General features: G+C 49.8%; 13 protein-coding genes, 1 other RNA gene and 1 pseudogene. 6 read left to right on the plus strand and 9 right to left on the minus strand.

All coding sequences use genetic code 11. The annotated features are described in order from the left end of the window. The 3 genes and pseudogenes from IQ260_RS19400 to thiD all read left to right on the plus strand — a co-directional run. Positions 1 to 252, plus strand: a pseudogene (locus tag IQ260_RS19400) (cell division protein FtsQ/DivIB); the annotation flags it as partial. 499 nt (positions 253 to 751) lie between these two features. Beyond that, positions 752 to 1,933, plus strand: a complete 1,182-nt coding sequence (gene ftsZ / locus IQ260_RS19405; protein WP_322745000.1) for a cell division protein FtsZ — start codon at positions 752 to 754, stop codon at positions 1,931 to 1,933. A gap of 7 nt (positions 1,934 to 1,940) precedes the next feature. After that, on the plus strand, positions 1,941 to 2,762 hold the full coding sequence (thiD, locus tag IQ260_RS19410) for a bifunctional hydroxymethylpyrimidine kinase/phosphomethylpyrimidine kinase (protein WP_193994751.1): 822 nt from the start codon (positions 1,941 to 1,943) through the stop codon (positions 2,760 to 2,762). 19 nt (positions 2,763 to 2,781) lie between these two features. Here the strand turns inward: thiD and IQ260_RS19415 are convergent, their stop codons facing one another. The 8 genes from IQ260_RS19415 to IQ260_RS19450 form a co-directional block, all read right to left on the minus strand. Further along, on the minus strand, positions 2,782 to 3,231 hold the full coding sequence (locus tag IQ260_RS19415) for a hypothetical protein (RefSeq protein WP_193994752.1): 450 nt from the start codon (positions 3,229 to 3,231) through the stop codon (positions 2,782 to 2,784). Then, a complete protein-coding gene (locus IQ260_RS19420; protein ID WP_193994753.1) occupies positions 3,232 to 3,603 on the minus strand; it encodes a phasin family protein in 372 nt (123 codons plus the stop codon). Between the two features lie 164 nt (positions 3,604 to 3,767). Further along, an RNA gene (gene ffs / locus IQ260_RS19425) (signal recognition particle sRNA small type) lies at positions 3,768 to 3,864 on the minus strand. A gap of 38 nt (positions 3,865 to 3,902) precedes the next feature. After that, on the minus strand, positions 3,903 to 4,754 hold the full coding sequence (locus IQ260_RS19430; RefSeq protein WP_193994754.1) for a DUF4388 domain-containing protein: 852 nt from the start codon (positions 4,752 to 4,754) through the stop codon (positions 3,903 to 3,905). Positions 4,755 to 4,843: 89 nt separating this feature from the next. Beyond that, positions 4,844 to 5,230, minus strand: a complete 387-nt coding sequence (locus IQ260_RS19435) for a roadblock/LC7 domain-containing protein (protein WP_193994755.1) — start codon at positions 5,228 to 5,230, stop codon at positions 4,844 to 4,846. Between the two features lie 153 nt (positions 5,231 to 5,383). After that, complete coding sequence (locus IQ260_RS19440; RefSeq protein WP_193994756.1) at positions 5,384 to 6,913, minus strand: YifB family Mg chelatase-like AAA ATPase; 1,530 nt, start codon at positions 6,911 to 6,913, stop codon at positions 5,384 to 5,386. A gap of 177 nt (positions 6,914 to 7,090) precedes the next feature. After that, positions 7,091 to 7,552: a type II toxin-antitoxin system PemK/MazF family toxin gene (locus IQ260_RS19445; protein WP_228016272.1), complete on the minus strand. Its 462-nt coding sequence runs from the start codon at positions 7,550 to 7,552 to the stop codon at positions 7,091 to 7,093. A 147-nt stretch (positions 7,553 to 7,699) separates the two neighbouring features. After that, positions 7,700 to 8,182, minus strand: coding sequence for a type II toxin-antitoxin system antitoxin SocA domain-containing protein (locus IQ260_RS19450; protein WP_193994758.1), 483 nt, complete (start codon positions 8,180 to 8,182; stop codon positions 7,700 to 7,702). A gap of 481 nt (positions 8,183 to 8,663) precedes the next feature. On the opposite strand from IQ260_RS19450, the gene IQ260_RS19455 reads away from it, so the two are divergent. The 3 genes from IQ260_RS19455 (at position 8,664) to psbA (ending at position 10,734) form a co-directional block, all read left to right on the plus strand. Further along, the gene (locus IQ260_RS19455) at positions 8,664 to 9,044 is read left to right on the plus strand and encodes a hypothetical protein (RefSeq protein ID WP_228016273.1); all 381 of its coding nucleotides are present in this window, start codon (positions 8,664 to 8,666) and stop codon (positions 9,042 to 9,044) included. 62 nt (positions 9,045 to 9,106) lie between these two features. Further along, positions 9,107 to 9,451, plus strand: a complete 345-nt coding sequence (locus IQ260_RS19460; protein ID WP_193994760.1) for a histidine triad nucleotide-binding protein — start codon at positions 9,107 to 9,109, stop codon at positions 9,449 to 9,451. A 200-nt stretch (positions 9,452 to 9,651) separates the two neighbouring features. Beyond that, on the plus strand, positions 9,652 to 10,734 hold the full coding sequence (psbA, locus tag IQ260_RS19465) for a photosystem II q(b) protein (protein ID WP_193994761.1): 1,083 nt from the start codon (positions 9,652 to 9,654) through the stop codon (positions 10,732 to 10,734). Positions 10,735 to 10,833: 99 nt separating this feature from the next. Here psbA and IQ260_RS19470 read toward each other — a convergent pair. Continuing rightward, on the minus strand, positions 10,834 to 11,495 hold a 662-nt coding region (locus IQ260_RS19470; RefSeq protein ID WP_193994762.1), incomplete at its 5' end, for a ribonuclease H family protein.

An 11,495-nucleotide genomic window follows, 5' to 3' on the forward strand; every position in this document is an offset into this window, starting at 1 on the left:
CTGCAAAAAAATCAAACCCAGATCTCTCAGATCGACTGGCGTGACCCCACCAATTTAATTCTGCAAACGGAGCTGGGTCGCGTCCACATCGGTCCCTACGGACAAAACTTTTCGAAACAGCTGGCCGCCCTTGACCGAATGCGGAATTTAAATGCCCAGATGGATATCGAAGAAATTGCCTTTATTGACCTGCGTAATCCCGATAATCCCACCCTAGAAATCTTGCAGGCAACAACGACATCTGTTCCTTAAGAAAGACGTCCACAATAGCCTTCTTAGATCGCTGCATACATTAAATAACAGTCATCAACAGGCTTAGCTCTTAATATTTATAGGGGTGAAATTCTACATCTCATCTAGACAGCAAGTCTGCTTTTTTAAGGCCTGTTCTTAACTAATTAAATTCTTGAATTAGCGGGTAAATTGAGTTGGTTTTTTAAGCAAGTTCCCGTATAGTTGACTAGAGTATGATCTGTCATATTTGAAATTAATCTTCAAAATCTCTGTAAAGCTACTGGGGAAGGCACTTCAAGCTAGATAGATGTAGCTTGATTTGGTCGGTTGTTTACAGAGCCCCGTACTGCTGGGTTGGTAATTGCTATATAGTTAGCTTTTACTTTTTTCATGATGGCAGCCCCGTGTGTTCTGTGGCTGATTGGGTCAATAGCCCGCTGGTACCTTGTATTACACTCGCCCTATGTCTAATTCATCCTCACACAATTCTCACAGAAACTCGGGCCTGGGTCTCAACATGTCTGATATGAATAATAATCATCGTAATGAACCTGCATCCAGTAGTGCAGCTATGGGAGGTGATATTGTGCCGGGGAGTATGGCGAGGATAAAAGTTATCGGTGTTGGTGGTGGTGGCTGTAATGCAGTCAACCGCATGATCGATAGCGGTGTGGCGGGGATCGAGTTTTGGGCTCTCAACACAGATGCCCAAGCCCTGACCAAAGCGAATAATTCTAATCATCTTCAGATTGGGCAAAAACTAACCCGTGGACTCGGGGCGGGTGGCAACCCTGCCATTGGCCAAAAGGCGGCGGAAGAATCACGGGATGAAATTTCGACTGCGATTGAAGGGGCAGATCTCGTCTTTATTACCTCCGGCATGGGGGGTGGTACCGGTACGGGTGCTGCACCTGTCGTTGCTGAAGCGGCCAAGGAAGCGGGTGCCCTAACCGTTGGTGTGGTTACTCGCCCCTTTACCTTTGAAGGCCGTCGCCGCACCTCCCAGGCAGAGGAAGGCATCCAGGCGCTACAGGAATGTGTCGATACGCTGATCATCATTCCCAATGACAAGCTGCTGTCGGTAATTTCGGAACAAACCCCGGTACAAGAGGCATTTCGCTTTGCCGATGATATTCTGCGTCAGGGTGTCCAGGGTATTTCTGACATTATTACCATTTCCGGTTTGGTCAATGTGGACTTTGCCGATGTGCGGGCGGTTATGGCCGATGCGGGCTCAGCCCTGATGGGGATCGGTGTGGGCTCTGGTAAATCTCGGGCTCGAGAAGCTGCGATCGCAGCCATTTCCTCGCCACTTTTGGAAACCTCTATCGACGGGGCCGCTGGAGCCGTGCTGAATATTACTGGGGGCAATGATTTGACCCTACACGAGGTCAATTCTGCCGCAGAAATTATCTATGAGGCCGTTGATCCCAATGCCAACATTATCTTTGGTGCGGTGATTGATGATCGGATGCAGGGAGAAGTGCGCATTACGGTAATTGCCACCGGGTTCAACTCAGACTTTAATACGGCGGCGCCTAGTGCCCCAGCGGCTTCTAGAATTGCTCCCCTGAAGCGGCCCTCAGCCATCGGTTCTCCACCGGCTGAGTTCCCACAGTCGTCCCCTAGCAGTCAGCCCAGCGTTTCTCCAAATCTGGATATTCCGGATTTTCTACAGCGGCGGCGGCAGTCACGGTAGGACTGCTATGGTTCATAGTTCAGCTCATAGTCCAGCAGTGGCTCTAACCATTGCTGGTTCTGACAGCGGTGGTGGTGCCGGAATTCAAGCCGATCTGCGGACATTTTCGTTTCATCGGGTGCACGGCGCTAGCGCCCTCACCTGTATCACGGCGCAAAATACTCAAGGGGTGTCTCGAGTAGATGCCCTAGCCCCAGAATCAGTTATCGCCCAAATTGAAGCGGTGGTTGACGATATGGGTATTCAAGCGCTAAAAACCGGGATGCTGCTAAACCAGCCCATTATGGAGGCGGTAGCTGTCTACCTGCAGGGTGCCAAGTTAGGTATAGGCTGTGTGATTGACCCAGTGATGGTGTCGCGCACAGGGGCGCAGCTGATCGATGACGATGCGATCGCAACGCTGCGCCAGCAGCTTATTCCCCTCGCCACAGTCCTCACCCCCAATCGCTATGAGGCGGAGATCCTCAGCGGTCAGGCTATCCACACCCTAGACGACATGGAAACTGCGGCCCAACGCATCTATCAGCTGGGGCCAAAGGCGGTGATTGTGAAAGGCGGCAGCTTTGATGGTTCCCTACGGGGTATCGACGTTTGGTATGACGGCACCTCGTTAACTAAGTTGGCGACCCGCTCTATCGATACGGCAGATACCCATGGTACCGGCTGCACCCTGTCAGCTGCGATCGCAGCCAACTTAGCCCTAGGGCATCCTCCTTTTGAGGCTACGAGGCTTGCTAAAGACTATGTCACTAAAGCTCTCAACCATTCGCTCAGAATCGGCCAGGGCCAGGGACCCGTCGGCCACTTTTATCCGCTGCTGGAAAATTAGCGTCTAATAATCCTTAGCCCTATTCCTCCGGCTGCGGCCACACGCTATCCCAATCTGGGCATTCATCCTGATCCGGGCCGCTAGGATGCAAGGCACAGATCAACATCTCGCCGCCATAGCTTTCGCCATGGTAGTAAGAGCAGCCCGCACATTTGGGATGATTTTGTAGCCAGGGGGTAAGCGTTTGATGGATCGGAGCCATCGTCTGCTCACACCAGCTCACCATCGAGCCGACCACTGGATCAATCTGAGTTTCTAACTCATCCAACGCCTGGGATAGGGGCGGGGTGATATTTTCCATCACTTGCTCCGCTAGCTCATCAGCCAGCTGATCGGCCGCATCCAAAACGGGTGTGACCGCCTCTAGGGTCTGGTCGGCTAGCTGCTCTAAAAACTGCTCAGTCTGCTCCAGAGTATTATTGACCGCCGTTTGCAAATCATCCTGGAATTGTTTTAGCCAGTCATCCATCTATGCGCCCTCTTCATCCTTGAGGCGCTGTAGTTCCGCCTGCAGGTTTTCGATTTCTTTACGAAGGGCATCGGTCGCAGCGCGATCTTCCGGCTCCTCTTCTTCGATGATTTCAATCTTGCGGGGAGCGGCATCTGCCGATCGGGGTGTAGCTTCAGCCGGAGCAGCCTCCTGCGCCCGCGCCACCATGTCGTTGACCATTTTTTGAGCCTCGTCAGCGGTGATTTCGCCACGCTCCACTAGCTCATTGACTAGCTTTTGGGCCTGCTGACGCAAATCGCTAAATCCGTCACCCGCTTTCTCAGAGGCATAGGACGCCAGGCCCACCCCTAAATAAAATGCTTTTTGCACTAGCTGGCTAAAATCTGCCATGGCCTAGACTCCTCTAAGACACTACTGGAGACACTGCACCCAAGGATTATCCCTGGCAGCGTCGCCCTATATAGTCCGTTGTAACAGTCGACGGCAACAGTGTGTAGCGGGTTTGACTGTCGGATAGCCGTACTGACCGAGAACAAACATACCGTAAAAACAGAGGAGACCCGGAGACTACGCCTATCTCAAGCATCCCGTATTGCTGCTACCTTCCGGTCCTGACAAGATTTGGGCGTTGCGATCGCATAGATCCGAGTCATTGACTAGCATAGCACCGTTTACCCATCCCATGCCCATCAAGACGATTTGGGTACCTGCCGGAGAAACCCAATCAGATTGCGAAAAAAGCTAGGACTGAGCTGATCGCCCTCAGCTACATCCATGGGAAACGGAGACTCAGAAGTATCCAGCGCCGGTTCAGAGAGCATCATCGGCACTTCTTCCGCCAGTCCCACAAAAATCAAACGAAACGCAATCCGCTGCACCACTTCAATGGGCATACCCAGGCGCGTTGCAATTTGACTCAGGGATGTTCTTTCATCAATCAGCCGCCACACCCCCCACTCTGCCTGATTTATCCGGACATTAGGCTGCCCTCGAATCAGACTCACAAGGGCAGATTGGGGATGGGGCAATTTATCCTGAAAGGCCGCCCAATCTTTCAAAATTCGCAGCCCCGGCAAAATCACCTCCGTCGCCACCACACTCAGCCCCGTCATTTCCACCTTGGGAAGCGGAGCATCTGGATCAAAGGCAAAGTACGCATCAGGCACCCGGAACAGCTCACAAATTTGCCCCATCACCTGGGTCGCAAATAAAATCTGTAATTGTTTATTACTCAGGACGCCCTGGGAGCGCAAAAATCGACCGAGGGGCTCATCGGTCGGACAGCGCCGAATCAAACGCTCAACCATCGTCGCACTGAGGTAACGCCGGTGGCTGATCAATGCCGCTAGACCTCGGCTATCTAATCGCTTTGTCAGGGTGACAACTCGGCCTCGATAGAGCCAAATAAAATAATACTTAGGCTGAACTTCTCCAGGCAGCGCTAACCCCTGAATGGAAAGGAGTCCCGTCCTCTTACCATCTTGCAAAAGCTGAAACACTTCTGGCAATGAACAGTCTGAGAAATAACCACTGACGGACATACTAGACGATAGCGACGATACAGCATAACGTTGCGCTACTGTAACAGCATATATCACCCCGAATTGTTCTGGGAAACGGCTACTCTCGGCTATCCAGGACGCGATGCCCCCAACAGGGGTTGAATCTCACCCACCGCACGCTTCACTTCCAGATTCAAAACACCTTTTTTAACCTTGCGGGCAGCCAACACTAAAAAGACCGCTTCTTCTCCACAGGCCCTCAAAATGCAATAGCCCTCTGAACCATCCAGGGCAATTTGGCCAATGCCACCCCGTAATAACTCACTCCCAATACGTTCACCCAATGACAGTAGAGCAGCCGCCATGGCCGATACTCGGTCTTCATCCATATGGCTGGGGAGTACCGTCACCAGGGGTAAACCATCCGGTGTTACGAGGGCAGCTCCTTCAATATCGCTGGTACCACTAACAAAGCTATGTAAAGACGCTTGGATTTTTGCCGTGTCGATGGTCATTTATTCTGTTGAGTTCTCCGACCCACATACAACAGGTTATGAGTAGGGCTTTTTAACAAGGCCGCCACTCGTAAGCCACATCAGAATAACTTGATTAGTCGTGCATTAGTCCAATCTGGAGATAAAGCAGCTAACCATGTTCCACGAAGGGCGTTATTGCATACGGTCAATCGTACGATACTGAATTGCCTCAGCAATGTGGGCAGCCTGCAAACTCTCCACTGCAGCTAGATCCGCAATCGTACGACCGACCTTCAGAATCCGATCGGTCGCACGGGCCGACAGCCCTAGCTTGCGAACAGCTGTTTCAAGCAGCGTGCGCGACGCATCATCCAGCTGGCACCACTGACGCAAATGACGACTTTCAAGATCCGCGTTGCACTGCAGTTTTGGTTCATTAACAAATCGAGCCTGGGCGCGCTGACGCGCTAGCTCCACCCGCTGACGGACTGGTTCTGACGGCTCCCCAGGGCTGTGCTGAGTAATCTCTTCTGGTTTTAAGCGGCTAACCACTACTTGCAGGTCAATCCGATCCATCAGCGGTCCTGACAATTTTGCCCAGTACTGCTCGCGACCGCGCGGACTACAGGTGCAAGGCTGTACGGTATCACCAAAGAAACCACAGGGGCAGGGATTGGTGCTAGCCACCAGGGTAAACTGAGCCGGAAATTCTACGGACTGACGCGTACGAGCAATACTCACGTAGCCATCTTCTAAAGGCTGTCGCAAAAACTCCAGCACCTTACGGTTAAATTCTGTCAGCTCATCAAGGAAAAGAATACCCCTATGAGCCAGGGAGATTTCCCCTGGTTTGGGAAAGGTGCCCCCACCTACTAAAGATGGCCCTGATGCGGAATGATGCGGACTGCGAAACGGACGATCAGTTACTAACGAGCCTTTTTCTTTGAGCAAACCGGCGACTGAATGGATTTGCGTCACTTCTAAAGCTTCCTGAAAATTAAGCGGTGGCAGAATGGTAGACAGTCTCCTTGCCAGCATGGTTTTTCCACTTCCTGGCGGCCCCACGAAAATAAGGTTATGGCCACCCGCCGCCGCAATTTCTAGCGCCCGCCGGGCCTGGGCCTGACCTTTGACATCGCGCAAATCCACCGCATGGGGCTGAGCTTGCCTCAACGCATCTCGACCGTCAATCGTTAATGGTTCACGTTTGTCGGGGCTATTGAGAAACTCCACCACCTCGGTAATGGTCTTGAAGCCATAGACCGATAGGTCTGGTACCACCGCCGCTTCTTGAGCATTATCCACTGGCACAATCAGCCCTGTCACACCTAACTGAGGAGCTGCCGCTGCCATGGCCATCACCCCTGCCACCGGACGGAGGCTACCGTCTAGAGACAGTTCACCTAAGAGCAAATAGTTATCTAAACTGTCCTGACTGACAAGATCCGCTGCCGCTAATATGCCAACCGCAATGGGCAAGTCATAAATGGGGCCTTCTTTACGCACATCAGCTGGAGTCAGGTTCACAACCACCTTGCGCATGGGAAAGGGAAATCCCGCATTTTTGAGCGCGGCCTTTACTCGCTCCCGTGATTCTTGCACCGCCGTATCGGGCAGACCAACTACCACAACACCGGGCAGTCCCCCAGAGAGATCCACTTCTACGCCGACTTTTAAGGCATCAATACCGATTAAGGACGCACTCCAGATTCTCGCCAGCATGTTGGACTCCTACAGATTTCTGTAGAATGCCCAGTAACCAATCAACTATTCATGAAGACGGTGCGTTGAAGAACGCTTGCTACGCTTGCTACGCTTGCTGCGTCAACTCTTTACCGCTGCTGTGAGGGTACAGAAGTGGGTTTATCAGGAGAAGTGGCGGAAGTGAGTAGCCAAATCCTAGGAAGAATCATCCAATAAGCTTTCCAGTAGGCTAAGTTTCTCTGAATCAGGCAAATAGCCATAAATTTTCTCTATTAGCTCTGGAGTTGCATTTTGCTTAAACCAATCTTCATTTGGTTCGCTATCAAGATCTAGAAGGAACTTTAGCCGTTCCGATATTCCAGTTTTGCCCTTTAAATCTACTTGTCCCATGCGTTGTCGCCAATCACCAGACGGTTCCTTAAAGCAATGCCCATCTACTGTGCAAATTTGATGGATTAAAGCATAGGATTTGCTACTCAGTCCATTTCTTGCAGTGTTTGAAATAGGGTAAGTCGTTGGCAGGCCTGCAAAGGTTGTCCTAGACGTTAAAGGAATCACTGTGAACGTTTCAATATAGCCAGAATCATCCTGAAATTTATCGCTTGTCCAAACAAGATGAGGGTGCGTTCCGCGAAAAACGCGACTGGAATTCATCATTGCCGTGCAAGAATTGGCTCGACATTCAAGCTCTCCGGGAGAATCTAAATTGTAAATGTGTTGATGGCCATTGCTACACCTAAGAGAGACTCGGAAAGGGTTAATCATATAGATCCAACCCTGACGAGGCCGCTGTCCAGCCAAAGCTTATACCCCCAATTCCTCAAGCAATCTTTCTCGCTCTAATCTCAGGTTCAATTGAGCCTGGTCCTGAGGTTTATACTTGCTTTTAGCATCAACCATCGGAGCCGTAGAATACACATACTCCATTAGCTCCTGAAACTTTTCAGGGCCTGATCCAGCCCATTCTTTTCTGATGTTCTCTAACATCAGCTTCAGCCCTTCTGAAAGCTCAAAATCAACGGCAACTAATGATTCATCGGCGAGCGTAACCAAAATAGCATTGCCAGATTCTTGAAGCTTTATCACCTCTCCCATGCTTTCTAATGCATTATCTATATCCTTATTCCAAGGACCGTGATTGTAGTAGCACCAATTCAGCTCAGTGAGCTGCTTTTCAGTCCATTTAACTGAATAGAGATCTGCTAGGTACAAAAATTTTACTAACTGAGTTTTTGTGATGTGTCCCTTTGTTTTACAAACAAAATATAGAATTAATTGCTCTAGCATGGTTTCAGTGCACTATTTTGCCAAAAGACATGATGCTCTTGCAAAAGCGACGATTTCGCCAGCATCCTAACACCCCTAATTTAGAACGCATACCTTTGTACTCTAAATCTTGACATACTTTACTAAGAACCTATCCGGACACCTTCACCAACCCTTAATCTGTTGTGGCAGCAATGGGGGATTCGGATAGGCTCTAAGTCAGAATGAGGTAATTCACTTCCTAGCCCCACCCTCAGGCAGGTGCTTCTGACCATCTTCTACTCAATTGCTGCCTGAATCAGGACCTGAGCAACCACTTCAAGCTTCACTTCGACTCCCATATTTTTCCTGTTTACGTAGAATGCCCATGGTTCTCACTCACTAGAACTAGGATCACAATCTCAAGCCATAAAGTATGGTATGTGCATATATTAGGACAGCTGCATCGATCACGACTTACGCCCTATTTATACGTATCAGTACCACTTAAAAAATTATGCTGATGACTTCCAACTCCTCTGATGTTGCCATCACCATCCGTGAAAAGCAGCTGGCGGACGAGCACATGAAGGATGTGGAACTCCTATTAGAAAATATGTTTAAGCGGGAAGAAGCAACATTGCAGCTGGTCATCGACCGCCTCTACGATATCGGATCCAATAACCTCATTAACTATCGTGTTAAACCTCGCCGACTTAACCGACTGATGAAATGGATCGCTCGGTTGACGAAACCAGCATTTCATTACTTAGCCGTGCGCTGGTCTAAAAAGAATTGCCCAAAATTAATTGCCCAATGGCTCCAAACCCAGGTTGAGTTTCCCAAACCAGCTCTTGGCAGTGAAGTACTGGATGCCTATAACTCAAACCCTCAAGCTGATTGACGTCTCACCAACCATTACAATGCAGAACGTTGGCCCATCAACGCAATCAGAGCGAAGACACCATGAGTGAAGACACGATTTTCAGCAAAATCATCCGCAAAGAAATTCCTGCAGATATCGTCCATGAAGATGACCTGTGCCTGGCATTTCGCGACATCACCCCCCAGGCACCCACTCATATTCTGGTTATTCCCAAAAAACCAATTCCTAAACTTGCCGCTGCTGCAACTGAAGATAAGGAACTGCTCGGCCACATGTTGCTGATTGTTAAGGAAATTGCCGAAAGCGAAGGATTATCCAACGGTTATCGTGTAGTGATTAATACCGACCAAGATGGAGGTCAAACCGTCTTTCATCTCCACATGCACCTGCTGGGGGGACGTTCACTCAGTTGGCCTCCAGGATAAAAATATTGAGCATTCACTCATCTTTTACGTAGAAATGTATCAATGTTGCAAGTTTCGTATCTTACCCCTACAAACCACTAAGCATATTTACTAATCTTATAAACGAGTGGCCATTAACTTTATTCGCAGCGGAGTAGCTTTCGAGTTATTTCTGCTTGCCTTCACAATGGCAACTCGTGTTTATAACTTCATTCATCACTATGACTTCTACTTTGCAATCCCGTGATCGGGCGAGCATGTGGGATAAGTTCTGCAATTGGATCACTAGCACTGACAACCGCATTTATGTTGGTTGGTTCGGCGTTCTGATGATTCCCACACTGCTAGCTGCCACTGCTTGCTTTGTCATCGCATTTATCGCTGCTCCTCCCGTTGACATCGACGGTATCCGTGAGCCTGTTGCGGGTTCTCTACTACTGGGCAACAACATTATCTCCGGTGCAGTAATTCCTTCTTCTAACGCTATCGGTCTTCACTTCTACCCCATCTGGGAAGCTGCTTCCCTTGATGAGTGGTTGTACAACGGTGGCCCTTACCAGCTTTGCATCTTCCACTTCCTCATTGGCTGCTTCTGCTACATGGGTCGTCAGTGGGAATTAAGCTACCGCTTGGGTATGCGTCCTTGGATCTGTGTTGCTTACTCCGCTCCTTTGGCGTCTGCAACTGCAGTGTTCTTGATCTACCCCATCGGTCAGGGTTCGTTCTCTGATGGTATGCCCCTGGGTATCTCCGGTACGTTCAACTTCATGCTTGTTTTCCAGGCTGAGCACAACATCCTGATGCACCCCTTCCACATGCTAGGTGTGGCTGGCGTCTTCGGCGGTTCTTTGTTCTCCGCGATGCACGGTTCTCTGGTGACCTCTTCCTTGGTTCGTGAGACCACTGAAGTCGAGTCTCAGAACTATGGTTACAAGTTTGGTCAAGAAGAAGAGACTTACAACATCGTTGCAGCTCATGGCTACTTCGGTCGTCTTATCTTCCAGTACGCATCCTTTAACAACAGCCGTTCCTTGCACTTCTTCTTGGGCGCTTGGCCGGTGGTTTGCATTTGGTTCACTGCACTGGGCATTAGCACCATGGCATTCAACTTGAACGGGTTTAACTTTAACCAGTCCATTTTGGATTCCCAGGGTCGTGTAGTTAGTACTTGGGCTGACGTGATCAACCGCGCCAACCTGGGCATGGAAGTCATGCACGAGCGTAACGCTCACAACTTCCCTCTCGACCTAGCTTCTGGTGCTGAAACTCCTGTTGCACTGACTGCTCCTGCAATCAACGGCTAAGGGTTTTAGTTACGGCTGAGTGCTTAGTTTAAAAAGGGGTTCCTCTTCGGGGGAGCCCCTTTTTGATTGCGTACCTTTCGACTTCGCTCAAGGTACGCGTTATCCCTCAATTCTCTCTAACTGCCAAAACTTTTCTGGATCGGACTCACTACTAACACAGGAAACCGTCCAGTTGCGCCAGGTCCAATCATCTCCCCGCTTCGCTAGTTCACTGGCAGATACTCCAGTTAGAACCACTAGCTCCGATGTGGTGATCAGATATCCCTGTTTGGCCAGCTCATCAGCCGTTTGCAACAGTTTCAGCATATTGCTAACGCGGTTGAGTCGAGTATCGGACATGTCGCTGGTAGGTAAGGGAATTTCTGTTTGTTGGCTGACTATTTTTTGAGAGTCCGGCTTAGCTGTCGGTTTAACTGTAGGCTTTTTACTATCAGCGGGCTTAGGACTATTTGCAGCACCGCCATCGACTGACTTTTTTAGGCCAATAGCGCGCTTTTGAGAAAATGAGCGGGCAATTTCGTCACAGCGTTCATTGCCCACATTGCCGGCATGACCTTTGACGTATTTCCAATCAATCTCAACGATTTGATTGGTTTTGAGGTTTTGAGTCAGGTCATCCAGCGTTAGCCATAGGTCTTTGTTTAATACGGCTTTACCGGCTGATGTTTTCCAGCCTTTGCGTTTCCAGCCGCGCATCCACTGGGTGATGCCTTGGATTAGGTATTTGCTGTCGGTGTTGAGTTCAATGTCATCGTCGTAGT

This window comes from Leptolyngbya cf. ectocarpi LEGE 11479 (assembly GCF_015207065.1).
GTDB classification, from domain to species: domain Bacteria; phylum Cyanobacteriota; class Cyanobacteriia; order Phormidesmidales; family Phormidesmidaceae; genus Leptothoe; species Leptothoe ectocarpi.

Coding starts and splice junctions, on each gene's coding strand:
- IQ260_RS19420 (WP_193994753.1), bottom strand. CDS start 3,603: ATGGCAGATTTTAGCCAGCTAGTGCAAAAAGCATTTTATTTAGGGGTG.
- IQ260_RS19450 (WP_193994758.1), bottom strand. CDS start 8,182: ATGCTAGAGCAATTAATTCTATATTTTGTTTGTAAAACAAAGGGACAC.
- IQ260_RS19435 (WP_193994755.1), bottom strand. CDS start 5,230: ATGACCATCGACACGGCAAAAATCCAAGCGTCTTTACATAGCTTTGTT.
- psbA (WP_193994761.1), top strand. CDS start 9,652: ATGACTTCTACTTTGCAATCCCGTGATCGGGCGAGCATGTGGGATAAG.
- IQ260_RS19415 (WP_193994752.1), bottom strand. CDS start 3,231: ATGGATGACTGGCTAAAACAATTCCAGGATGATTTGCAAACGGCGGTC.
- thiD (WP_193994751.1), top strand. CDS start 1,941: ATGGTTCATAGTTCAGCTCATAGTCCAGCAGTGGCTCTAACCATTGCT.
- IQ260_RS19460 (WP_193994760.1), top strand. CDS start 9,107: ATGAGTGAAGACACGATTTTCAGCAAAATCATCCGCAAAGAAATTCCT.
- IQ260_RS19455 (WP_228016273.1), top strand. CDS start 8,664: ATGACTTCCAACTCCTCTGATGTTGCCATCACCATCCGTGAAAAGCAG.
- IQ260_RS19430 (WP_193994754.1), bottom strand. CDS start 4,754: ATGTCCGTCAGTGGTTATTTCTCAGACTGTTCATTGCCAGAAGTGTTT.
- IQ260_RS19440 (WP_193994756.1), bottom strand. CDS start 6,913: ATGCTGGCGAGAATCTGGAGTGCGTCCTTAATCGGTATTGATGCCTTA.
- IQ260_RS19445 (WP_228016272.1), bottom strand. CDS start 7,552: ATGATGAATTCCAGTCGCGTTTTTCGCGGAACGCACCCTCATCTTGTT.
- ftsZ (WP_322745000.1), top strand. CDS start 752: ATGTCTGATATGAATAATAATCATCGTAATGAACCTGCATCCAGTAGT.